We start from the raw sequence: 23674 nt of genomic DNA, 5'->3' as shown, positions 1-23674 counted from the left end.
ACGCAATTCACGGCCCGGCCTGCGGATTGCTCTCATCCTTGACAGCGGGGACCAAGACCTCGAACTCGTCGTCATCCCCGATGTTGCCGCGCCGCTGCAAAAAAGCGTCGCGGTAGAAGGTGTACCTGTCCAGCGCGATACCTTCCAGCATCTCGCTGGCGCGCAAAAAATTGGACCGCGTATTGATGGTCTGCAGGCTGTAAATTGCCAGCTTGCTGGTGCCGTCGCGGAAAATGAATGCTGGCGAGGCCTGCCAGTCAAAAGGCATCGCCAAGGTGTCGCGTACCGAGGAAGGGCCAAGCAGCGGCCACACGATGTAGGCTCCGGTGCCGGTACCCCAGCGGCCGAAAGTCTTGCCCATATCTTCGTTCTTGCGCTCCAAACCGACCTCGGAGGCAATGTCGATCAAGCCACCAAAGCCCAATGTCGAGTTCACCGCAAAGCGCATGCCTTGCTCGACGCTGGCTTTCAAGCGCCACTGCAGCACCAGATTGACGGTGGTCCAAGCATCGGCCACATTGTTGACGAAGTTGTCGACCGATTGCCGAATCGGCCCGGGCACGATATTGCTGTAGACCGTCGCCACCGGCTTGAGAAAATTCGTATCCAAAGATTCGTTGAAGGCGAATACCTTGCGATTCCAGGGCTCCCAAGGATCGAGCTTTTGGCCGGCGCTGCCCGGCGCGCTGCGCATGCTCGCACAGGCGCTCAAGAACAAGACGAGGCCCAGCAACAAGCTCCGCGTCAGCAAGGATCTCGGCCTGCCCACATTCATGGTTTGGACTCTCCTGCGGCAGAACCAGAATCTGCTGCCTTGTTGTACAAGAACTGGCCAATCAGGTTTTCCAGCACGATCGCCGATTGGGTCTGCTTGATCGCGTCGCCGGCGCCCAAGTTCTTCTCATCAGCTCCGGCCTCCAAGCCAATGTACTGCTCGCCGAGCAAACCTGCGGTCAAAATTTTCGCCGAGCTGTCCTTGGGGAAAGCTACTTTCTTGTTCAAACTGATCAAAACCTTGGCCTGAAAGGTCTTATCGTCAAAAGTGATCGACTCAACCCGCCCGATCACAACGCCGGCACTCTTGACCGATGCACGGCTTTTCAGTCCGCCAATATTGTCGAACTTGGCACTCACTTGATAGGTCTCGTCAAAGTTCAGGCTCAGCAAATTGCCGGCCTTCAGGGCCAGGAACAATAGCGCCGCCCCACCCAAGAGCACGAAAAATCCAACCGCTGCGTCATGCCTGGAGGCTTGTTGCATGCTCAACTCCAAATTCCAATAAATACTGAAAAACTAAATAGCAAACATCATGGCGGTCAGCACAAAGTCGAGTGCGAGTACCGCCAAAGAGGAAACCACCACGGTACGCGTCGTCGCCTGTGCCACGCCCTCAGGCGTCGGTTTTGCAGCGTAGCCCTGCAGCAGCGCTACAAAGGTCACCGTCACACCGAACACCAAACTCTTGATGACCCCATTTCCGACATCGGCCCACACATCCACACCGCCCTGCATCTGGGACCAGAACGCGCCGTCGTCAATGCCGATCAGCACCACCGCCACCAGCCAACCACCGATCACACCGATGGCCGAGAACAGCGCAGCCAGCAAAGGCATGGCGATCAGGCCACCCCAAAACCGCGGCGCCAACACCCGGGTCAAGGGGTCAACGGCCATCATTTCCATCGCGGTCAATTGCTCGCCGGCCTTCATCAAACCAATCTCGGCCGTCAGCGAGGTGCCGGCACGCCCTGCAAACAGCAAGGCGGCCACCACCGGCCCTAATTCCCGCACCAGACTGAGCGCCACCAGCAAGCCTACCGCCTCGGCCGATCCATAGCGTTGCAGCGTGTAATAGCCCTGCAGCGCCAGCACAAAGCCCACAAACAAGCCAGCCACCCCGATCAGGGACACCGAATGGTTGCCGAGGAAAAACACCTGGTCGCGCACCAAGCCAAAACGCAGCAGGCTTTGCGGCAAGCGTGCCAATATTTGGAAAAACAGACGCGTTGCCGCACCAATGTCGGCCAGCTTGAGGCGCAGCGTCTGCCCGATACCCGACAGGCTGCTTGCAATTGTCGTCATGTGCGCGCACCCAAACCAAAGTCATCCACGACGGGCATTGCAGGCTGATGGAAATGCACCGGCCCCTCGGGCTCGGCACCGACAAATTGGCGCACCAGCGGATCTTCGCTGCGGCGCAACTCGTCCGGCGTGCCCTGCGCCACCACCCGGCCATTGGCGATCATGGCGACCTCGTCGGCGATCGCAAAGGTCTCATGCAAGTCGTGCGAGACGATGATGCTGGTCAAGCCCAAGGCATCATTCAAATCGCGAATCAGGCGAGCCGCAACGCCCAGCGAAATCGGATCGAGGCCGGCGAAGGGTTCGTCGTACAAGACCAGGTCGGGGTCCAAAGCGATGGCACGTGCCAGCGCCACGCGCCGGGCCATGCCACCGGAAATCTCGGACGGCATCAGGTCCCGCGCGCCCCGAAGTCCAACCGAGTTGAGCTTCATCAGCACCAAATCACGAATCATCGATTCGGTCAACTTGGTGTGTTCACGCAATGGAAAAGCCACGTTCTCGAATACCGACAGGTCGGTGAACAAGGCGCCGAACTGGAACAGCATGCCCATACGACGACGTACGGCATAGAGATCAGCGAGATTGAGAGGTCCAATATCTTGGCCGTCAAACAAGACCTGACCCTTGATTGGCCGAATCTGCCGACCCAGCAGGCGCAAAACGGTGGTCTTGCCGCCGCCCGAGGTGCCTATCAAGGCCAGCACCTTGCCGCGCGGCACACACAGATTGACCTGCTCCAGAATGACTCTGTCACCGTAGCCACAGGTGACATCACGTAATTCAACCAGCGGTATGGCTTGAGCAGTAAGCGAGGTGGGATTTACGGCCATGAGCCTTTTGGGGCGGGCCGAGAGCCCGAACTTCAAAAGGGCACATCATAGGGGAAACACTGTAGTTCGACCGGATGGCGCTGGATGCCCCGATGAAACCCAGTAAATATGGGTTACCGGGATATCCCCCGAGCAAGGGACTTGGGCGCCTGCGGCTGGTCAAACATGATCTCGACATAGATCCGCGTTTTAACGGCTTGACCATTCAACTCGCCAGGAATGAATCGCCGCCCCTCAAAGGCTCGCCGCGCCGCCTCTAGCAAAGGCTCCGGGAGTTGACCCTGTTGGACTCGCAGGGCCTGCACAACACCTGCCTCGTCGATGTACAGCGCCGCCACCGCTTCAAAATGAGCTTGTTCCGCCGGGAAGTCCGGCCAAGCCAACAGCACCGACTCCAGCGCCTGAGGTGGCTTGGTGAGCAAAGGTCTCGGCACATAGGCATCCCACTCTCCCCTCGGCAACAAGCTTCCCGATGGGGCGGTTGACACGGGCTGCAGCGCGTTCGTTTCGAGCGCGTCGATGACAGTCGGCACCAAAGCTTCAATGGCCGCGCCCTCACCTCGCGTATCGAATTCAAGTGCTGCCACTGTCGAGGAAGGACCACCATTTGAAGGTACCCCAGAACCGGTATGACGCTGCGCCAAACGCATTGCGGCCCGCTTAAGCACCGGCTTGCTGGGCGCTTGCTCAGGCCAACTTCGCGTCAAGGCCAGTGCATGCAAAAGTACCGAGCCGCCGACACTAGCCGCCAAGACCAAAGCGGATGATGCCAGCCTGCTGCGGCCTTGAAACATCAGCGATCAACCAATTCGCGCCAAGACGAGCGCCGGCCCTGTGGATTCGGCGCAGCTGGCGTCGGGATGATTTTTGAGTCCGGATCCTTGACCGATTTATTGACGATCACACCGTTCTTGCCGTCTGCCAATACGAACGAACTCAAACCCACCACCATGGCGTCCCCAATCGCCGTGCCGACATGCTCGCCGGTGTTGGATCCGTTGGCGATATCGAAGTAATACAACCACGCCGTGCCGCCTCCGCTCGCGCATGAGGCTGCGCTGATGGGTGTATTCGAGGCCGCCGTCAAGGTATTGAATTGCAGCAACATATCGATATTGATGCGCTCGCCTGCATCGGGCATATCGACAAACCAGCCGTTTTTCAAGGTCCAGTCGACCGAATTGCCACTGGCGGTGCGCGTTGTTCCGCTGGTGGTGAGAGTCTGCTCTACCATGGTGCCATTGTTGCGAACGTCGCCCAGGTAAGTGGCACCGAGTACATCCTTGATGCCGTAAATGGTCTGCTTATCGGTATTGGAGATATCCCCCAAACCCAGCAGTCGACCTGTGCCGACATAGACCGCCGCCGTCTTGAAACCCTTGTAATCGATCAAGGCCAGTTGAGGTTGCGTCGTGATGGGCTGCGCCTTGTCATCGGCTTTCAAGGTCGCCAGCAAAAACGCCGTGCCGTCTGAAGGATTGAAGCGCCACAGCCGTCCCTGCATATCGCCAGCGTAGAAGCGCGTTGCGATGTTGTCGGACATATTCTCGACCCAGGCATTCAGAGGACCCAAGCCCGTGGCCAGGCCGGCATCGTAGGCCGTGGTGTCAATGGTTTGACGGTTCACGGTGGGGCCTTGCAAGGCATTGAACAAGACCAAATGGCCCTTGCCATCGCTGTTGTTGTAGCCCGAACTCAAGGCCACCACCCAAGTTCCGCCGCTCAGCTTGGTGACCAAGGCGGGCGCCATGGTCAAACCCAGCACAGCCGGTTCGCTGTACTCCCAGAGCGCTTTGGGGTTGGCAGGGTCGGTGATATCCAGGGCAAAGTAGCCAGCGCCACCAGCGCCCATCCCGCCCACCAAAATCGTTTTCCACACGCCGTCCGCGCCTGCAACATCAGCCACCACCGGCGAGCCATCGACAAAGAACTGATGACTGCTGGCATAGTTTTCATCCGCCAACTTGTACAAGTTCGGCATCACCAAGCTGGGAACGAAGGCCCAAAGTTCCTCACCGTTGTTCGCATCAAATGCATGCAACATGCCGTCGTTGCCGCCCACATAGACCATGCGCCGGCGGTTGGCTTGCTGAGTTTGAAAGTCGGCGTAGCCCGTGTCCGCATACTTCATCGGCGCATTGCCTACATACACGGGCGAAGAGCCCACCATATCGCCGAGCTTCTTGGTTCTGGCTCGAAAGACACCCGCAAACTCGGTGCCGCGAATGTAATTCACCAGGTTTTCACCATTGTTGGCACTGAGTTTTTCACCTGCGTCTAAGGACGGGCATTGATTCAGCTTCGGTACGGTATCGCAGCGTCCTGCAAACAAGGCCTTCTGAGCGGCCGAAAGCTCCGACCAAACAAAGGATTTGAGGGACGAACCTGACATGAATTTGATCTCGCGCGCTGTCACTCTGGCACCAAGCTTGGCCGAGGCGCTCCAATCGGCATTGTCCAACTCTCGATTGTCGGGATTGGTGACGACAAGAGGCTGCCCTGTCTTGGGGTCAATTTTGTAGGCACGCAGATCGCCGTACCACTCTACCGACTTGTAGCGCGCGATGAAGACTTGGTTATTGCCCTCAACCGGCCGCAGCGTGCTGGTGGCAGCGGCCGAGCCTGACGCGATTTGGGCGTCAATCTTGGCCAAGGCCGTTTTCAGGCCGTTGCTCACATCGGTCGGATCAGAGGCATTGAAATAGATGCCTCGCCCATTCACAGCAGCGTGCCATAGATCATCGACTTTGCGCGCGTCGTTATTGGGCACCGGCCACTGCACGCCACCGGTCAAGAGGCCGGCGTAAGTCCCGGTTGCCGAGGTTTCGTAATCTTTGATGTAGGGCAAGGTACCGTTTTGACCCAAGCTCATGGTGTAAGTCACCATGCGCTGGTTGATCGCGGTGTCGCGTCCGGTGCCGGCGTTGGCTATATCGTTCTTGCACACGTCGGCTCCGCCATCACCGGTGCAATTGCCCAACTCGGTGGTGCGCAGATCGCTGCTATAGAAATGCATGGCCACGTCTGCCAAGGAAGTCGACGACGCCCCGGTCGGCGTACCGGTGCCGTCGCGCATCGGCCGAGCAGACGTGCCGTCCTCATTGGCGATTTGGGTGCCGCTCAATGAGAGCGCCTCGCTACTGCCTTCGTTCCAAGCCCCATCGGTTGCCAAGATGGTGAAATTCTTCTGGCAGGAAAACTGCATCGGATCAGCCGTCACAGCCCCTGCCCCGGCTTGACTGTCGAGCTTCTTGGCGTAGTAGCGACCGGCCGTTGACAAGGCAGCGCGCAGCGGTGTGCCATTGCCCGGGATGGCCGCGTTCAAGGAGTCATAAAACTTGGCTTTCTGAGTCGATTCAAAATCGCGCACGGGCAGAAAATCTTTGACGCTCTTTTGATAAAAATTGCCGTTCAACCACATCGACGGGTCTGCGCCTTCGATATAGGACTTGTTCCAGATGGTGGCGTAACCGACTCTGTACTTAAGATCGATGTTCTTGAAAGCCTGAGAGACGACGGTCTTCATCATTCTCATGCGGTCGCTGTAGAACATCAACCAATTGGCATATTTTTGCTGTTCATCGGCAGCCAAGGTGGTCAAGCTGAACACCGACTTACCGGGCGACTGGCCGATGCTGCTGTTGCATTCCTTGTAAAAAGCACTGCTGGTGACGGTCGCACCGGTATCAGATGCATAGGTGTAACTCAAGGCCGGCTGTGCACCCGTGTACTTGTAATAGCTAAGGCCGGTCGGGTGACCATTGACCACGCGCGGTGTTGGCAGCGCGGTCCCGACTTCGGGGTAGCCCTCACTGACGGCAACTGTCAGCACCTTTGTTGCGCCATTCCAGTTGCTGACTGTGGCCTTCATCCAGATTGAATTATCTGAATTGCTGTACAGAGTGACGGGTGAGCCAGCGGTGGTCGGCGCAGACAAGGCCGAGCGCAAAGTCATTGTCAGGTTGCCACTGGTTTGCACTTTCACCGGAGACGGCACATCAATGCTGTGGTAATCCGTCGTATCCGGCAGTTGCATGGCCAGAGACTTGGGCGCATTGGCCTTGGGGTCGCCATTAGCATCAAGCGGCGGCAAATACTGCACTTCGGGCTGGGGGTTATAGGCCAAACCATTGCATTGTGCGCTGGCGGCCCCATAGCGGCTCGCACTGAAACTGGCGGCCTCCGGCAAAAAATCGTAGCTCATACTGCCCGAGTCATCCAGGATGAAGAGCAGATTCGGCTTGACGGGGGTGCCGGAGGCAGTCACCAGCGGTGTTTGCGAGATGCTGGTGTCCACGGCCCAGGCGGCGCCCGCCCAGATGCACAGGCTCAAACTCAACAGCGACAGCTTGCTACCCCGATTCAAACGGCGGGCATTGAATAGAAAGTACGACATAGCGCCTCCTTGCGAAATCGGTGGAAACTGTTCAGATTCAAAAATGAATCATCGTTTCGGTGAAGCTGACGGTGCCCTTGGGGCCTACCGTTCGCGTGATGATGCGGTAGTAAGGGCTGTAGCTTGAAACGCCAAGTTGCTCCGGCGAGCCATAGTCAAGACTGCCGCGCCCCAGCGCCTGCGTGCTGTTTTGGGTGACCGGCGTTGAGCAATCTGTCTGTGACGGAGGCAGTTGTTCACGGCACAAGCGCGTCACCACATACTGCACTTGATCACCACCTATGGTGACGGCCGCGGAGGGTTTGGTAGCGCAACTGATGGTGCCAGAAGCATGGCCATTGACCTTGCAGTCATCCAAATTCCAATCCACCATCGCCAACACATTATTGGTGCCCACGGTACGACCAGTGATGTCCAGGGTTGCAATATCGGTCGCGTAATAGCCATTGGCCACGCTGTCGGTATTCAAAGTGTTGCCCGCCAATCTATCGCGAACCCAGCCGATCGCTTGCTCTGTCGCTTTGGCACCGGACGTGACGCCGCTTTGCTTGAAAGCGAGATTCCCGAGTGCCATCACGCCTGAATCAACCGAACGTATCAAGGCCACGGCCCCCATCGTCAAGGCAACCAGGGCCAGCAGGGCGAAGATCAATGCCATCCCCGTCTGCCGCCCTTTGACCAAGTTGAAAGTCTCAGTGCGATTCATGGTGCATCCCCTGATTTCCAGCGTTGGTTTCGCAGCGGCACCACCGTGTCGAACACCTTGTAGCGGTAGTGCTTCCAATCGTCAGCCGCATCGATCTTCAGCTCGATACATTTGCTGCTCTCGCATGCGACAGCGCCTGCCACGGCAGTGGCCTTGCCGACGTCCCATTTTGGCAAGCTGGTGGTGACCTCCTCCTTCTCGAACTGCGCACTGCGTGCCACCACCACAACACGCACACTCAGCACACGCAATGCCTCGGCGTTATTGGTCGGCGTGTTGTAGTCATAGGTATCGACCACGCCATCGGGGACGGCATCGGTGTCGCGCCCGTAGAGGGCTTTGAGCAAGACAATATTGCCTTGCAATTGGCGTTCGTTGCGGCCACGCGTGAGGCTGTCAAACTGGCTACTCGTCAAATACTGCTGTCCGTCGACGCTGTAAGACACATCAATCAGCCGCCCCAGATTGACCAGAAAGCTGCCGTTGGGTGCCAGCTGAGAGGGGTGATTGGGTGCATTCCATTTAGCGGCGTCGTCAGCACGCAAGACCAAGCGTCCCATCGTCGCGCTGACTTGGACGCCGGTCGCCTGAAACAAACCACATGGACTCGCCGCATTGACCACCGCCACCATCAAGTCGCCGGGCACGATGCTCAACAAAGAAGACACCTGATACTGAAAGCGCTTGGTGGGTCCGGTGTCGAGCGGGTCATAGCTTGATGTGATACGCGTGGGTATGGTGTAGCCCACATCGTGGCGGGTCGCGACACTGCCATCGACAAACTTGGAACTCGCCAACACGCGCACGTTGTCACTTGCGCCGCCAGCTCCCTGCGTGATGATCACGGGCAGCAAGCGCGCCGGCAAGGCCGGCACGGCCACACCGTTGTAAAAGGCCTGTAACTGGCAACCCACGGCCGCAGATTCACTGGCAAACCCGTATCCTGCCATCGCCAACTCGCGCTGCACGGTGTAGAGCGCCACGGTGCCATTCACCTGCGCGTCCGAGCCCTGCGTGGTACCGCGGCGATGTCCTTCAGCCGAACTCAAGACGGTCGCGATGACCAAGGTGCAGAGCAAGCCGATGGCCATGCCGACCATCAACTCGATCAAGGAAAATCCGCCTTGTTGCGCTTCGGATCGCTGATTCTGATTGCGTATATTCATAGCAGCACCACCATTGCCGAACTGGTAAAACTGTGGTTGCCTTCGCCGGCCTGCGTCCATGAAATGGTGATCGTGACCTCGCCGCTGGCGCCGTCAACCACCACGGCAGTCGCTGCTCCTGGCAAGAGTTGCTTTAACTTATCTGACCATTCTTTGCAGCGCGCATAAGTCGCACAATTTGCTGTGCTGTATTTGCTCAGGTTGGCCGCGCTATCGCTCCACATCACGCCAATCAGTTCCTGACTGGCATTGGCCGCATCGGCGCGGAACTTTGCCCCCGTTTGGGCCTTGGTCATCGTCGCCTGCAGGCCCACCAAGCCTAAAACACCAAACGCGAAGATCAAGATCCCCACCAAGGCCTCGATCATGGCAACGCCGCGCTCACCCGGACGAGCAGCCTGCGACCTGGATTTGAGTTGATGTTTCACGCTCCGTTCTCCCTGCAATGGCGTGGATCAGAGGCATCCACCGCCGGATCACAAACGCGAACCGCACCCCCGGGCTCGATCTCCACGCGCAAGGTGCGCACCCCGCTTGCCGAATGTTCGACGTCGATGCGCGCAATTTGTGTCCCCGTGCTCAACACTTGCCCGAGACTGTTGAATGTGACACTGCCGGCGGATGTGCCGTCACTGTCCACCGACGTCAAGATGGCGCCGCTGGAACCATCGGCCGCAGACCACTTTTCGATCAACATAGGGTCCTCAGTGCGGGAAGGCTCGCTGCCACATTTGCCAGCAGGGTCCGCACCACTGACCACCCAAGAGGGGCCAGAATTCGACAAAACACAACTATTCGACAAGGTCTTGGCGCTCTCGGAGACCAGCCAAAAGCTGACATTGGTGTTGCGCCTAAGCGCCTCCATGCGCGCACGCTCTATGCCGGAGCGCAGGGATTCGGCCGAGTTGCGCACTGCAAGGCTGCGCATCCAAGAGCCAACCTCAGGCAGGACGGCCGCCATAGCGAAGCCCAGAATGGCGATCACCACCACCAATTCAATCAAGGAAAAACCTTGATCGAAAGCGTGCAGCGGCGCGCCGCTGCGGCGTCGCAGCGTATTCATCAGCACTCATCCCCTTTTTGCAACCAACACGCTTTGCTGCTGGCCGAGTTCTTGAACTTGGTGGTGGCCTTGCTATTGTTGTGGTCCAGGGTGTAGGTGTGCCCTGAGGCCTGGCCGCTTGAGCCGGTTGCGGTCAACTTGAAGCCCTGCCCGGAATCCGAAAGTGCGCAAGCAAAGGTGAAATAGTTGGAGCCATCGCTGAAGGTATTCCAAGCCGGGGCATTGGCGCCGTCGGCGCAAGTGGTTGCGCCATACTTGCGGTTGTCCTGGTAATACTGCTCCATCTTGATGCGGTAATTTGACATACCAGAGAATGCCTCGGGCAATTGACCGCGACGGATGTAGTCCTTGTAGGTGGGCACGGCCACCGAGGCCAAGATACCCACAATCGCCACGGTAACCATCAGTTCAATCAAGGTGAAGCCGCTCACCAAGGCTGAGTTGATGTGCTTGATTGGCGTGCGTTTGTTCATGATGGCTTGGACTCCTGGTGGCCGCTGCCCCAGACAGGGGGTTTGCGCAGCGATTGATGACATTCTCTGCAGCTCGCGCCCTATTGGATGTGAAGGACTTCACACTTCCCAGCCCCCCGCAGATAGGCGGGGGAGGGCTTGCGACCAGCGGCGCAAACAGGTAACGAGGTGCTACAACAAACATAGTCGCGCAAAGCCGAGAACTCGAAGCCATAAAAAAAGCCACCCGAAGGTGGCTTCTGTATCAATGTGGCCAGAGGCCAAGTGCTTAGCGCGGCAGGTCGCTCACGCCCATCAAGTACTCATCGACAGCTCGCGCGGCCTGACGCCCTTCGCGAATCGCCCAGACCACCAAGGACTGGCCGCGGCGCATGTCGCCGGCGGCAAAAACCTTGTCGACATTGGTCTTGTAGCCGCCGTTGAAATCGGTCGTGGCCTTGGCATTGCCGCGTGCATCCTTGGCCACACCGAAAGCATCCAGCACCGTTGCCACTGGCGAGACAAAACCCATCGCCAGGAAGACCAGATCGGCCTTGATGACCTGCTCGGAGCCGGGCACTTCAACGGGTCTGCCGCCCTGCCACTCGACTCGCACCGTCTTCACGCCTGTGAGCTTGCCCTTGTCTTTGCCTTCGCCACCGATGAATTCCTTGGTCGAGATCGCGAACTCGCGCTCGCAGCCTTCTTCGTGACTGCTGGACGTGCGCAGTTTCAGCGGCCAGTAGGGCCAAGTCATCGGCCGGTCCTCTTCTGCAGGCGGCTGCGGCATCACCTCAAACTGGGTGACGCTCTTGGCGCCGTGGCGGTTGCTGGTGCCGACACAGTCGCTGCCGGTGTCGCCACCGCCGATAACGACGACATGTTTGCCGTCGGCACGAATTTGGCCCTTCAGCTTATCGCCGGCATTGACCTTGTTCTGCTGCGGCAGGAATTCCATCGCGAAATGGATGCCGCTCAGCTCTCGGCCGGGCATGGGCAGGTCGCGCGAGTTCTCGGCGCCGCCTGTCAGCAGCACGGCGTCGAACTGCGCCTTCAGCTCGTCCGGGCTGATGCTCTCTTTGGCCCAGTTGGTGACCTTAGAGTCTGCCGGCAGCGCGCCCACCAGCACGCCGGTGCGGAAGACCACGCCCTCGGCCTCCATCTGCGCGACGCGGCGGTCGATGTGGCTCTTCTCCATCTTGAAGTCGGGGATGCCGTAGCGCAGCAGGCCGCCAACGCGGTCGTTCTTCTCAAACAAGGTCACGCTGTGGCCGGCGCGCGCCAGTTGCTGGGCAGCCGCCATGCCGGCGGGGCCGGAGCCGACCACGGCGACAGATCTGCCGGTCTTGTGCTTGGGCAACACTGGCTTGACCCAGCCCTCGGCCCAAGCTCGGTCGATGATGGCGTGCTCGATCGATTTGATGCCGACCGCGTCGTCATTGACATTCAGCGTGCAAGCGGCCTCGCAAGGGGCGGGGCAGATGCGGCCGGTGAACTCGGGGAAGTTGTTGGTGCTGTGCAGCACGGTGATGGCATTGGCCCAGTCACCCCGATAAACCAAGTCATTGAAGTCCGGGATGATGTTGTTGACCGGGCAGCCGCTGTTGCAGAAGGGCGTGCCGCAGTCCATGCAGCGCGCGCTTTGCAGCTTCGCCTGATCGGCGTTCAGGCCGATGACGAATTCCTTGTAGTTCCTGACTCGAGCGCTGACGGGCTCATAGCCCTCTTCCAGACGCTCGATCTCCATGAAGCCAGTGATTTTTCCCATGACGTTCTCTCTTCTTAGGCCTTGACGGACTTGGCGGCAGGCGCCTTGGCGTGCTCGATGGTTTCGACGGCCTGCTTGGCGGCATGCATCTCGCCCAAGGCGCGGCGGTATTCATGCGGGAACACCTTGATGAACTTGGCGCGCGAGTCGGCCCAGTGGTCGAGCAGATCACGGGCGCGCTGGCTGCCGGTCCAACGATGATGGTCTTCCAGCATCTTCTTCAAGATGGCTTCATCGGTCTGCGCAGCCGCATCGCCCAGGTGATGCCAGATGGCGCGATCCACCGTCGCTTCTTGCTCGGCAGCGGGCAAGAGCTTGTCCAGTGCCACCATAGACGTGTTGCAGCGCTTGGCGAACAAGCCGTCCTCGTCATAGACATAGGCAATGCCGCCGCTCATTCCGGCAGCGAAGTTGCGGCCGGTCTTGCCCAAGACGACGACGGTGCCACCGGTCATGTACTCGCAACCATGGTCACCCGTGCCCTCGACGACCGCCGAAGCGCCCGACAGTCGCACCGCAAAGCGCTCGCCGGCCACGCCGCGGAAGAAGGCCTCGCCGCGGGTCGCACCGTACAAGACGGTGTTGCCCACGATGATGTTCTGGGTCGCGTCGCCACGGAAATCGATGCTGGGGCGCACCACGATGCGGCCGCCCGACAGACCCTTGCCGGTGTAGTCGTTCGCGTCTCCGATCAAATAGAAGGTAATGCCCTGGGCCAGGAATGCGCCGTAGCTCTGGCCGCCTGTGCCTTCCATCTGGATGAAGATGGTGTGATCCGGCAGGCCCTCGGGGCGGCGGCGAATCAGCTCGCCCGACAGCATCGCGCCGACAGTGCGGCGCACATTCGTCACCTCTTGCATGAACTGGACCTTCTCGCCCTTTTCAAACGCAGGCAGACACTTTTCGATCAGCTTGACGTCGAGTGCGCGGTCCAGGCCATGGTCTTGCACATCGTTGTGGATGCGCGCGACATCGCCGGCCAATTCGGGGCGGTGGAAGACGCGGGCAAAGTCCAGGCCCTTGGCCTTCCAGTGCGAAATGCCCTTCTTGGTGTCGAGCAGGTCGCTGCGGCCGATCAGCTCATCAAATTTGCGTATGCCCAGTTGCGCCATGATCTGCCGCGCTTCTTCGGCAATGAAGAAGAAGAAGTTGACGACATGCTCCGGCTTGCCGGTGAACTTGGCGCGCAGCACCGGGTCTTGTGTGGCCACGCCGACCGGGCAGGTATTCAGATGGCATTTGCGCATCATGATGCAGCCTTCGGCAACCAACGGCGCGGTCGCGAAGCCGAACTCGTCGGCACCCAAGAGTGCGCCGATCACAACGTCGCGGCCGGTCTTCATTTGGCCGTCGGCCTGCACACGCACGCGGCCGCGCAGACGGTTCAGGACCAGGGTCTGCTGAGTCTCGGCCAGGCCCAGCTCCCAAGGCGTGCCGGCATGCTTGATCGAGGACCAAGGCGATGCGCCGGTGCCGCCGTCATGACCGGCGATCACCAGGTGATCGGCCTTGGCCTTGGTGACGCCGGCGGCGATGGTGCCGACGCCGACTTCAGAAACCAGCTTGACCGACACATCGGCGCGCGGGTTGACGTTCTTCAGATCGTGAATCAGCTGCGCCAGATCCTCGATTGAATAGATGTCATGGTGCGGCGGCGGCGAGATCAAGCCCACGCCCGGCACCGAGTAACGCAACATGCCGATGTACTCTGACACCTTGCCGCCGGGCAGCTGGCCGCCCTCGCCCGGCTTGGCGCCTTGCGCCATCTTGATCTGGATCTGGTCGGCGCTAACGAGATATTCAGTCGTCACGCCAAAGCGGCCGGAGGCGACCTGCTTGATCTTGGAGCGCAGCGAGTCGCCTTCCTTGAGCTCGTAGTCGACCGCGATGACCTTGTTGCCGATCACATCCGACACCTTGGTGCCGGCGACGATCTTGATGCCCTTGAGCTCATTGCGATAACGCGCAGGGTCCTCACCACCTTCGCCGGTATTGCTCTTGCCCCCGATGCGGTTCATCGCCACGGCCAACGTCGCGTGCGCCTCGGTGCTGATCGAACCCAAGGACATCGCGCCGGTAGCGAAACGCTTGACGATTTCTTTCGCCGACTCGACCTCGTCGAGCGGGATCGCCTTGCTCGGGTCGAACTTGAACTCGAACAGGCCGCGCAAGGTCATGTGACGCTTGCTCTGGTCATTGATGATCTGCGCGTATTCCTTATAAGTGTCGAACTTGCCGCTGCGCGCGCTGTGCTGCAGCTTGGCGATCGCGTCCGGCGTCCACATATGCTCTTCGCCGCGCGCGCGCCAGGCGTACTCTCCGCCGGCGTCCAGCATGCTGTCCAGCACCGGGTCGTCACCGAAAGCGGCGCGGTGCAGGCGGATAGCTTCTTCGGCCACCTCGAACACGCCGATGCCGCCGACTTGCGTCGGCGTGCCACGGAAGTACTTCTCGACGAAGTCGCTCTTCAGGCCGATGGCCTCGAAGATCTGCGCGCCGCAGTAAGACATATAGGTCGAGATGCCCATCTTGGACATGATCTTGGACAGGCCCTTGCCGATGCCCTTGATGTAGTTGTAGATGGCTTTATCGGCCGACAGATCGCCCGGCAGACCGGCGGCGATCTCGCTCAGCGTTTCCAGCGCGAGGTAGGGGTGAACCGCCTCGGCGCCGAAGCCGGCCAGCACGGCGAAGTGATGCACCTCGCGGGCGCTGCCGGTCTCGACCACCAGGCCGGCTGTCGTACGGCGGCCTTCGCGCACCAGATGGTGGTGGATGGCGGACAGCGCCAGCAAAGCAGGAATGGCCACCCGGCTTTCGCTCAAGGCTCGGTCGGTGATGATGAGGATGTTGTGGCCGCTCTTGATCGCGTCCACGGCTTCGGCACAGAGCGAAGCCAGTTGCGCCTCGACGCCTTCATGACCCCAGGCCAGCGGGTAGCTGATGTCCAACTCATAGGACTTGAACTTGCCATGGGTATGGGCTTCGATCTGACGCAGCCGAGCCATGTCCTTAAAGTCCAGCACCGGCTGCGACACTTCCAGGCGCATCGGAGGATTGACCGCATTGATGTCCAGCAGGTTCGGCTTAGGTCCGATGAAGCTGTTCAGCGACATCACGATCGCTTCGCGGATCGGGTCGATCGGCGGGTTCGTGACCTGGGCGAACAACTGCTTGAAATAGTTGAACAGCGGCTTGTCCTTGGAGGACAGCACGGCCAGCGGCGAGTCATTGCCCATCGAGCCGAGCGCTTCTTCGCCATTGGCAGCCATAGGCGCCATCAGGAACTTGATGTCTTCCTGAGTGAAACCGAAAGCTTGCTGGCGATCCAAGAGCGAGGACTCAAAGGCGACCGGCTTGGCATCAATCACCGCGATGTCATCCAGCTTGACCCGAACGTTCTCGATCCATTGCCGATAAGGGCGGGCGTTGGCGTACTGATTCTTCAACTCTTCGTCGTCAATGATGCGGCCCTGCTCCAGGTCGATCAGGAACATCTTGCCGGGCTGCAAGCGCCACTTCTTGACGATCTTGTTTTCCGGGACAGGCAAAACGCCGCTTTCGGACGCAAGGATGACCAGGTCGTCATCGGTGATGCAATAGCGCGCCGGGCGCAAGCCATTGCGGTCGAGCGCGGCGCAGACTTGGCGGCCATCGGTGAAGACCATCGCAGCCGGGCCGTCCCAGGGTTCCATCATCGCGGCGTGGTATTCATAGAAAGCGCGGCGGCGCGGGTCCATCATCTCGTGCTGCTCCCAAGCTTCTGGGATCATCATCATCGCGGCATGCGCCAGCGGATAGCCGGCCATCGTCAGCAGCTCAATCGCGTTGTCAAAGGTCGCGGTGTCGGACTGGTGCTCGAAGCTGATCGGGTAGAGCTTGTCCAGATCGTCACCCAGCACCGGCGACTTCATCACGCCTTCGCGTGCACGCATCCAGTTGAAGTTGCCCTTGACCGTGTTGATCTCGCCGTTGTGGGCGACCATGCGGTAGGGGTGGGCGAGTGGCCACTCGGGGAAGGTATTGGTCGAAAAGCGCTGGTGGACGAGGGCGATGGCGGAAACCACGCGCGGGTCGGCCAAGTCCTTGTAGTAACTGCCGACTTGATCGGCCAGCAAAAGACCCTTGTAAATGATGGTGCGGCAGCTCATGCTGGGCACGTAGTACTCACGGCTATGGGTCAGCTGCAGCGCCTGGATGGCGCTGCTGGCCGTCTTGCGGATCACATAGAGCTTGCGCTCCAGCGCGTCGGGAACAATGATGTCTTGGCCGCGGCCGATGAAAATCTGCCGAATGATGGGCTCTTTGGCACGCACCGTTGGCGACATCGGCATCTCGGCATCGACCGGCACATCACGCCAGCCCAGCAAGACCTGACCCTCGGCCTTGATCGCACGGGCCAACTCCTGCTCGCAAGCCAGTCGCGACGCATGCTCCTTGGGCAAGAAGATCATGCCGACGCCATACTCGCCAGGCGGCGGCAACTCCACACCGACCGAACCGTCAGGGCCCACGCCCGCACTGGCCATCTCGGCGCGGAAATACTCGTCCGGGATCTGGATCAAGATGCCGGCGCCGTCGCCCATCAGCTTGTCGGCGCCGACCGCGCCCCGGTGGTCGAGGTTTTCGAGGATCTTCAAACCCTGCTGAACGATCGAATGTGCTTTCAGACCCTTGATATGCGCCACGAAACCAAGGCCGCAAGCGTCCTTCTCGTTCTGCGGCCGGTACAGGCCATGCTCGGCCAAATCTTGCTTCTCAGCGCGTTGCTGCTGCAGCTCTTGCGATTGCTGAAAGCCTGCTTCGGCCTGGGTCGATCGGGTCATGACGCTGTCCTCGGTAATTCAATACGTACCGAAGGTTACTGCAGCGCAGCAAAGTCATCAAGCCCAATTAAATAGGGTCAGGTTCATTTAATTAGTCGCCATCGAAAAAAATACCAATTAAATGGGGTCAGGTTCAATTTTTGGCGAACTCGTCGCCACCTTTCTAGGGCGCCCTCTAGGCTTGGCCTCCAGCGGAAGCAAGGTCTTTTCAGCCAGCTGCCGCAGAAATACTGCCGAGCCAAGTGGCCGCCCCTTCATGGTCGCATCATGAAACTGAATTCGCTCAGGCTCGCTCAGACCGAGGCTAAGCAGCTCGCGGTAGGCCAGTTCACGCTCGAAGGGGGTGTTGCCCAAAGACCAAAACAATGCGTGATCATTGACCAGCGGGTCGCTACGGCGACCAAGGTGGTGGGCGCAACTGGACCAGCGGTAGTCGTCCGCATTTACACATATGCCTGCCCGCACGGGGTTGAGCTCGATATAGCGCATGCAAGCCATCAAGTAATGCTCGCTATCGATCAGGGCGGCTCGAAAACGCCCCTCCCAAAGGGTGCCGCTGCGATCGTACTTGTGGTTAAACCACGCCACATAGCGCCGCCCATGCGCCTGCATCATCTGGCTGATGCCCTGGTCCTCTTTGGGTGTAGCAAGCAAATGGAGGTGGTTGTCCATCAACACATAGGCGTGAATGGACACTTTGTGGGTGGCGGCACAGTCATGCAATTGCTCTAGATAGTGCAGGCGATCCGCATCGCTAAGGACAATTGCTTGGTGATTGTTGCCGCGCTGTATGACGTGATGCGCTTGCTCGGCAAGCATGAGTCGAGGAAGTCTAGCCATGACGGGTCGCCCAGCTGAAGGGGCGCAGTAAATGAACCTGACCCCATTTTACGACTCAATTAATTGAACCTGACCCCATTTAAGGAGGCGGCATTTGAGGAGTGACTAGAACAGGCTCAAGCCGGTCAGCCTTTGGTGCTCACGGATGGCGAAACGGTCGGTCATGCCGGCGATGTAGTCAGCGCAGGCGCGGGGCAGATCGATGGCGGCTATCTCTTGCAGGTATTCGGCTGGCATTTGCTGCGGGTCGGTGGCGTAGATGCGAAATAGGTCGCGCAATACTTGCTCGGCACGCAAGCGTGTGGATTGCACCTGGCTGTGGCGATACAAATGCGCAAAAAGAAAACGCTTCAGCTCGGTGCTCGCGGCGCGCATGGCGGGGCTGAAACGCAAAAGCGGGCCGCACAAGCGCACCGCGGCCACATCGGTCGGCGCCGCCGCAGCGAGTGCCGCGCCAGTGGCATCAATGATGTCGTACACCTGCGCTGACAGCATGCGCCGAATGGTTTCGGCCAGCAGCCGTTTGCCTTTCAAGCCGGGATAGGCGGCCAAGGCTTCGCGCAAATACGTTTGCACAAGGGGCACCGTCGCCAATTGATCCAAGGCCAACAAACCCGAGCGCACGCCGTCATCAATATCGTGCGCGTTGTAGGCCACTTCATCGGCCAGATTGCAAAGCTGCGCCTCAAGACTGGGCTGATGCCCAAGCAAGAAACGCTCGCCTACCCCGCCTGGCTCGGCCGCCTCCAGCAGCAGCGCATTGCGCCGAGCACAATGCTTCAAAATCCCTTCGCGTGTCTCAAAACACAAATTGAGGCCGTCAAACGCCGGGTAGCGCTGCTCCAGTTTGTCAACCACACGCAGCGATTGCAGGTTGTGCTCGAAGCCCCCATGAGCCTGCATGCAGTCGTCGAGCACGTCTTGGCCGGCATGACCAAACGGCGTGTGGCCCAGATCATGGGCCAGGGCAATCGCCTCGATCAGATCCTCATCAAGCCGCAGGCTGCGACCGATCGAACGCCCCAGCTGCGCCACCTCCAAGGAATGGGTCAGGCGCGTGCGAAACAAGTCACCCTCGTGGTTCAGGAATACTTGCGTCTTGTAAACCAAACGCCTGAAGGCCGTGCTGTGGATGATGCGATCGCGGTCGCGTTGAAACTCGCTGCGCGTGGGGGCCGGCGCCTCATAGACGCGCCGGCCTCGGCTGCGCGTGGGATCACAAGCATAGGGTGCAAGCACAGGCGCGGGCACCGTTTGCATGGCCGGGCTGTCAGGCACAGTGGCTGGCCAGCACCTGGGCCACCAAATCATCGGGCGCCGCATGCATGCCGGCCTTGCCTAGTCCTTCGACCAAAACGAAACGAATCGCACCGCCTTCGGCCTTTTTGTCGACGCGCATCAGCTCCAGATAGCGCTGCGCGCCTAAAGCCGGGCCGAGGACAGGTAGGCCGGCCCGCTCGATCAAGCTGCGCATGCGCGGCAAAAACTCGGCCGGCATTAGCCCCAGGCGGACCGACAAATCGCTCGCCATCACCATGCCGCAGCCGACCGCCTCACCGTGCAGCCATGCGCCATAACCCAGGCCGGTCTCAATCGCGTGGCCAAAGGTATGGCCGAAATTGAGGATGGCGCGCAGCCCCTGTTCGCGCTCGTCCTGCCCCACCACCCAAGCCTTGATCTCACAGCAGCGTTTGACCGCATAGGCCAAAGCAACTTTGTCGCGCGCCAGCATGGCATCTAGATTGAGCTCAATCCAATCCAGAAAGGCCGCATCGGCAATCGGCCCATACTTGATCACCTCGGCCAAGCCCGCCGACAACTCGCGCTGCGGCAGGCTGTCCAAGGAGTCCAGATCAGCGATCACACGGGCCGGCTGATAGAAGGCACCGAGCATATTCTTGCCCAGCGGATGATTGATGGCGGTCTTGCCGCCGACCGAAGAGTCGACCTGTGCCAACAAGGTGGTCGGCACCTGCACAAAGGGTACCCCGCGCATATAGACTGCCGCCGCGAAGCCCGTCATATCCCCGATCACGCCGCCTCCTAAGGCAAACAGCACTGTTTTGCGATCGGAAGCGGTCTCCAGCAGGCGATCAAAGACCAGGTTCAGCGACGCCCAGTCCTTGAACTGTTCGCCATCGGGAAGCAGCACAGCGTCCACACGCGCATACTGTTTGGCCAATTGCGTTTGCAGGCGCTGCAAAAACAGCGGCGCTACGGTCTCGTTGCTGACGATCAACGCGGCAGCTGCTTTGGGAAGACCCTCAAAGCTGGCGGACTGATCCAAAAGCCCGGCGCCAATCAAGATGTCATAGCCACGCTGGCCCTCGTCAAGCGCGATAGGAACAATCTGAGGCTTGATGGCGGAAAGTGAAGTGGTTGCAGCAGTCATGCCGTCAAGTGTACGAGGCGAACAAGGCCACTCCGGCATGCACTGCAGCCCTTCAATCAATGCTTCTCGGCACCGACCGTCGCCGCGACGCGATCAGGGTCAACCAGCCCGGCCAACTCAAGTTGCATCAGCGCCATATTGACGAGGCCGTTGACCGAGGGACGGCCGGTCTCGAGGACAAAATGGGCGCAGCGCCGATACAGCGGATTGCGCTGCAGATAGAGCTCGCGCAATTTACCCAAAGGATCACGCACCTGCAGCAGCGGTCGCTGTGTGTCGTGGCGCAAGCGCCGAAACAATTCTTCCGGCGTGGAGCGCAAATACAAAACCGTGGAATGCCGCTGCAATAGATCGCGGTTGGCCTCGCGCAGAACAATGCCCCCGCCGGTGGCCAAAACCAGCTCGCCCTCCCGGGCCAGAATATCACTCAGTACTTCGGACTCGATATCCCGGAAGGCCGCTTCACCGGCGCGATCAAAAAAGCTGCGAATCGATTCACCCAAGCGCGCTTCAATTTCCGCATCGGTGTCGACGAATCGCACGCCCAATTGCCGCGCCAAGGCACGACCGACGGTGGACTTGCCACCGCCCGGCATACCGACGAGTGAGATCATCAAACGACTAGTCCTACGAACTACTTCTTAGTGAAACAACCGGCGCCAATCGGGACCAAAGGGTCGGTCGAACTATTCTTATACCCAGTCGTATCTATACCGTAGGGGCTGATTTGAAACGCGGGCGAGCTATCGCTCTTGATGGCCGCAGTCAGTGCCGGCAACCATCGCTCTTCATAGCGACCATACCAAGCCGGCGGGCTCAACACACCGGGCGCGCTCACTTTGATCATATACCGAACCCAAGAAGCCATACTTTTTGGATATTCAATTCTCAAAGTTGCAAGCCCGTTTTTATCGGTCTTTGTACTACCTTCCAAGGCAACCGACACATCTGATTTTCGAGGATCAAGCTGAAGATTGCCATTGATATCCTCGCCCACCTCAAGGGTTCCATTTCTGGCGCCGTCAGGATCCAGCCTATCTTCATTTGGGCATTGCAAAAATATTGGTAACGGCCCATTTGGCGGGGGCGTGGCATCAACCGGGATGACCCATTTCTTATTGGCCAGGTCATAAACATACTGCCCCTTGCCATAACCCAGCAGGTCGACCATAGGCGTTACCTGTACATCCGATTTTGGGTTACCGGCTGAGTCAACCACCAAAACGGTGAATTTGGCAATATAAGTCAAGCCAGTATCGCCAATCGCCAAGACATCATCTCCGCCAATAGAGATAGAAACAGGCGTCTCAACCACGGTCAAGGTCACCGGATTGATGGCGAGGCCGTTCAAGCACCCGTTCGCCGTGGTCCCCAAATCATCGGTTCGGCCATAACAACCTTGTATCTTGACTCCGTCGGTCGGGCTAGGGCGTTCGCCAGCAATGAAACTCACGGTCACTAAACCGTTTTTATCCGATAGCAGTGGCGGGTCACTCTCGCTGACGCTGAACCGACCATCGGTAGAAGTATTGTTTGCACCCAAACCAATATGGACACGTACATTCTCAATCGGCGCGTTTTTCTCGCCACGGAACAGAATTCTGATTTCGGCTCGGTTAACGTCTTTGCCAATCTCGTTGACTTTCACCACCAGCGCATCCATGGTCATGGTTGCCGACAGGATCTTGACCGCAGGATCCAGCGCGGCAGGTTTTGCTGCCACATTCACAAAAGACTCAACAGGCGTGTCACCGGCACCGCCAACCGCCTTGATCGACATCTTGCCATTGCCTTCGGCTTTGTACGAATACGTCCATTTACCTTGGCCATTGGTGAACCCGCGGCCACTTGCGCCGCCCGGTCCGGTGGCGACAATCTCCACCCCATCGATCGGGCTGCCATTGACATCCAGCAAGCTGTAATCGACGGACCCCTGTTCGCCCACTAGACGATTTGGCTGATTGACAGTTGCTTGTAATTTCGCACCGGTCACACTCAACAACCGCACCCCTTTCAAGGCGCTGCTCTCAGCGGACACAGTAATCGTTCGCACGGTACGATTTGCGCCAATACCGACCGTGGCTTTGGCCTCGCCTTTGGCATCGGTCTTAGTATTAATAGGCGTCAGCACAGCATCGCTATCAACCCGGAAAATAACATCGATACCCGCCAAAGCATTTCGATTGGCGTCAACCGCCCGGGCAATCACATCGACTGTTTCGCTGCCCGAGTTATTGATGCTGTTTTTGCTGATGGAAAGCGTCAGGTCACTGGCGGTCAACACTGTGCCGGCCGGTGGATCTACGACGTCCACGGTGATGGTGCGTGACACCGTTCCGCTGGTCGCTTTAACGGCAATCGTCCGCTTGGTCTTGTTGTTTTGCAGTTTGAGCCGGCGCGTCAGTTGGCCGGTGCTATCACCGGTGGTTGTGTTGCCGGGATCCAGCACCACCGCATCACCCACGTCAACGACTTGCATGCTGACTGCAACGCCGCCAATCGCCGAGCGCGCGGCGTCTAGTGTCGTCACGGTAATGCTGGCCTCTTCAGCGCCGGTATTGGGAATCGTAATTTTGTCGACCACGACCGACATATCTGCGACAGCGCTGCCGGTAACACTGTCCACCACATTGAAGCTGAGTTTTTTGCTGATGGCCCCGCTCTTGGCCGTCAAATTGACCGTGCGACTTGTTTTGTCGATCAGGGCTACCACTGCCGTCATTTTGGCGGAGGTCTTATCGGTAACTTTGGCCGAAGGAGTCACCACGGCACCAGCATCCACTTCGACCGTGACCGGCACCTCCACACCAATCAATGCAGCATTGCCTGCCCCAAGCGCGGTGACGGTGTAGGTAACCACCTCGGCGCCGGTGTTAGGCACTGTTTGCTTGTCGGCCACCAAGGCCAGGTCCACCAAAGTCGAGGCCGACGGTGGCGTGACCGGGTTGCTGGAATCCTGAAAAATCGGGGTGCCAGCGTCGGAGCCCCCTCCCCCGCAAGCGGCCAATACCCCGACCACCGCCAGACTCAGTAAAGCCTGCGCACAGCGCCGGGCGAAGCCTTCAAGTTTCTTACTGCTAGTCATTTCTGCATACTCCTGCAATGCTCGCATCGACCTCATGACGCGGCAACTCCCACTATGTTTGTCGA

At 59.2% G+C, this 23674-nt stretch carries 18 protein-coding genes; all 18 read right to left on the bottom strand.

What is annotated here, in order from left to right:
- Positions 1-7: 7 nt before the first annotated feature.
- Positions 8-775, bottom strand: a complete 768-nt coding sequence (locus LNV09_RS18830; protein ID WP_263558609.1) for an MlaA family lipoprotein — start codon at positions 773-775, stop codon at positions 8-10.
- A complete protein-coding gene (gene mlaD / locus LNV09_RS18825) occupies positions 772-1260 on the bottom strand; it encodes an outer membrane lipid asymmetry maintenance protein MlaD (RefSeq protein WP_263558608.1) in 489 nt (162 codons plus the stop codon). The genes LNV09_RS18830 and mlaD overlap by 4 nt, the downstream gene beginning before the upstream one ends.
- 33 nt (positions 1261-1293) lie before the next feature.
- Positions 1294-2082 carry a lipid asymmetry maintenance ABC transporter permease subunit MlaE gene (mlaE, locus tag LNV09_RS18820; RefSeq protein ID WP_263558607.1) on the bottom strand — a complete coding sequence of 263 codons (789 nt, stop codon included), beginning with the start codon at positions 2080-2082 and terminating at the stop codon, positions 1294-1296.
- Complete coding sequence (locus tag LNV09_RS18815) at positions 2079-2915, bottom strand: ABC transporter ATP-binding protein (protein ID WP_263558606.1); 837 nt, start codon at positions 2913-2915, stop codon at positions 2079-2081. The genes mlaE and LNV09_RS18815 overlap by 4 nt, the downstream gene beginning before the upstream one ends.
- A gap of 113 nt (positions 2916-3028) precedes the next feature.
- Positions 3029-3709, bottom strand: a complete 681-nt coding sequence (locus tag LNV09_RS18810) for an energy transducer TonB (RefSeq protein ID WP_263558605.1) — start codon at positions 3707-3709, stop codon at positions 3029-3031.
- A complete protein-coding gene (locus tag LNV09_RS18805; RefSeq protein WP_263558604.1) occupies positions 3709-7311 on the bottom strand; it encodes a pilus assembly protein in 3603 nt (1200 codons plus the stop codon). Before LNV09_RS18805 ends, LNV09_RS18810 begins: the two co-directional genes overlap by 1 nt.
- Positions 7312-7348: 37 nt before the next feature.
- On the bottom strand, positions 7349-8017 hold the full coding sequence (locus LNV09_RS18800) for a pilus assembly PilX family protein (RefSeq protein ID WP_263558603.1): 669 nt from the start codon (positions 8015-8017) through the stop codon (positions 7349-7351).
- A complete protein-coding gene (locus tag LNV09_RS18795) occupies positions 8014-9183 on the bottom strand; it encodes a PilW family protein (RefSeq protein ID WP_263558602.1) in 1170 nt (389 codons plus the stop codon). The genes LNV09_RS18800 and LNV09_RS18795 overlap by 4 nt, the downstream gene beginning before the upstream one ends.
- Positions 9180-9611 (bottom strand): type IV pilus modification PilV family protein, encoded by a 432-nt coding sequence (locus tag LNV09_RS18790; RefSeq protein ID WP_263558601.1) that lies wholly within the window; start codon positions 9609-9611, stop codon positions 9180-9182. Before LNV09_RS18790 ends, LNV09_RS18795 begins: the two co-directional genes overlap by 4 nt.
- Complete coding sequence (locus LNV09_RS18785) at positions 9608-10246, bottom strand: GspH/FimT family pseudopilin (RefSeq protein WP_263558600.1); 639 nt, start codon at positions 10244-10246, stop codon at positions 9608-9610. The genes LNV09_RS18790 and LNV09_RS18785 overlap by 4 nt, the downstream gene beginning before the upstream one ends.
- Entirely contained in the window at positions 10246-10719 is a 474-nt protein-coding gene (locus LNV09_RS18780) for a type IV pilin protein (protein WP_263558599.1), read from the bottom strand. The genes LNV09_RS18785 and LNV09_RS18780 overlap by 1 nt, the downstream gene beginning before the upstream one ends.
- A gap of 268 nt (positions 10720-10987) precedes the next feature.
- Positions 10988-12466, bottom strand: a complete 1479-nt coding sequence (locus tag LNV09_RS18775) for a glutamate synthase subunit beta (RefSeq protein WP_263558598.1) — start codon at positions 12464-12466, stop codon at positions 10988-10990.
- A gap of 14 nt (positions 12467-12480) precedes the next feature.
- Positions 12481-17292, bottom strand: a complete 4812-nt coding sequence (locus tag LNV09_RS18770) for a glutamate synthase-related protein (RefSeq protein ID WP_263558597.1) — start codon at positions 17290-17292, stop codon at positions 12481-12483.
- Between the two features lie 117 nt (positions 17293-17409).
- Complete coding sequence (locus tag LNV09_RS18765) at positions 17410-18132, bottom strand: transposase (protein ID WP_411969318.1); 723 nt, start codon at positions 18130-18132, stop codon at positions 17410-17412.
- Positions 18133-18237: 105 nt separating this feature from the next.
- Positions 18238-19392 (bottom strand): deoxyguanosinetriphosphate triphosphohydrolase, encoded by a 1155-nt coding sequence (locus tag LNV09_RS18760; RefSeq protein WP_263558595.1) that lies wholly within the window; start codon positions 19390-19392, stop codon positions 18238-18240.
- Between the two features lie 10 nt (positions 19393-19402).
- Positions 19403-20524 carry a 3-dehydroquinate synthase gene (gene aroB / locus LNV09_RS18755; protein WP_263558594.1) on the bottom strand — a complete coding sequence of 374 codons (1122 nt, stop codon included), beginning with the start codon at positions 20522-20524 and terminating at the stop codon, positions 19403-19405.
- A 56-nt stretch (positions 20525-20580) separates the two neighbouring features.
- The gene (locus LNV09_RS18750) at positions 20581-21141 is read right to left on the bottom strand and encodes a shikimate kinase (RefSeq protein ID WP_263558593.1); all 561 of its coding nucleotides are present in this window, start codon (positions 21139-21141) and stop codon (positions 20581-20583) included.
- Between the two features lie 17 nt (positions 21142-21158).
- Positions 21159-23609: an Ig-like domain-containing protein gene (locus LNV09_RS18745; RefSeq protein ID WP_263558592.1), complete on the bottom strand. Its 2451-nt coding sequence runs from the start codon at positions 23607-23609 to the stop codon at positions 21159-21161.
- Positions 23610-23674 lie beyond the last annotated feature (65 nt).

Source organism: Paucibacter sp. B2R-40 (assembly GCF_025717555.1).
Lineage (GTDB): Bacteria > Pseudomonadota > Gammaproteobacteria > Burkholderiales > Burkholderiaceae_C > Paucibacter_A.
Note: the sequence above shows the minus strand (reverse complement) of the source record. Positions and strands in the feature narration are given on the sequence as shown.

Excerpts from the sequence above, each read along its gene's own strand:
- LNV09_RS18745 (WP_263558592.1), bottom strand. The coding sequence starts at position 23,609 with ATGACTAGCAGTAAGAAACTTGAAGGCTTCGCCCGGCGCTGTGCGCAG.
- LNV09_RS18810 (WP_263558605.1), bottom strand. The coding sequence starts at position 3,709 with ATGTTTCAAGGCCGCAGCAGGCTGGCATCATCCGCTTTGGTCTTGGCG.
- LNV09_RS18775 (WP_263558598.1), bottom strand. The coding sequence starts at position 12,466 with ATGGGAAAAATCACTGGCTTCATGGAGATCGAGCGTCTGGAAGAGGGC.
- aroB (WP_263558594.1), bottom strand. The coding sequence starts at position 20,524 with ATGACTGCTGCAACCACTTCACTTTCCGCCATCAAGCCTCAGATTGTT.
- LNV09_RS18765 (WP_411969318.1), bottom strand. The coding sequence starts at position 18,132 with ATGGCTAGACTTCCTCGACTCATGCTTGCCGAGCAAGCGCATCACGTC.
- mlaE (WP_263558607.1), bottom strand. The coding sequence starts at position 2,082 with ATGACGACAATTGCAAGCAGCCTGTCGGGTATCGGGCAGACGCTGCGC.
- LNV09_RS18800 (WP_263558603.1), bottom strand. The coding sequence starts at position 8,017 with ATGAATCGCACTGAGACTTTCAACTTGGTCAAAGGGCGGCAGACGGGG.
- LNV09_RS18780 (WP_263558599.1), bottom strand. The coding sequence starts at position 10,719 with ATGAACAAACGCACGCCAATCAAGCACATCAACTCAGCCTTGGTGAGC.
- LNV09_RS18785 (WP_263558600.1), bottom strand. The coding sequence starts at position 10,246 with ATGAATACGCTGCGACGCCGCAGCGGCGCGCCGCTGCACGCTTTCGAT.
- LNV09_RS18830 (WP_263558609.1), bottom strand. The coding sequence starts at position 775 with ATGAATGTGGGCAGGCCGAGATCCTTGCTGACGCGGAGCTTGTTGCTG.
- LNV09_RS18770 (WP_263558597.1), bottom strand. The coding sequence starts at position 17,292 with ATGACCCGATCGACCCAGGCCGAAGCAGGCTTTCAGCAATCGCAAGAG.
- LNV09_RS18795 (WP_263558602.1), bottom strand. The coding sequence starts at position 9,183 with ATGAATATACGCAATCAGAATCAGCGATCCGAAGCGCAACAAGGCGGA.
- mlaD (WP_263558608.1), bottom strand. The coding sequence starts at position 1,260 with ATGCAACAAGCCTCCAGGCATGACGCAGCGGTTGGATTTTTCGTGCTC.
- LNV09_RS18760 (WP_263558595.1), bottom strand. The coding sequence starts at position 19,392 with ATGCAAACGGTGCCCGCGCCTGTGCTTGCACCCTATGCTTGTGATCCC.
- LNV09_RS18815 (WP_263558606.1), bottom strand. The coding sequence starts at position 2,915 with ATGGCCGTAAATCCCACCTCGCTTACTGCTCAAGCCATACCGCTGGTT.
- LNV09_RS18805 (WP_263558604.1), bottom strand. The coding sequence starts at position 7,311 with ATGTCGTACTTTCTATTCAATGCCCGCCGTTTGAATCGGGGTAGCAAG.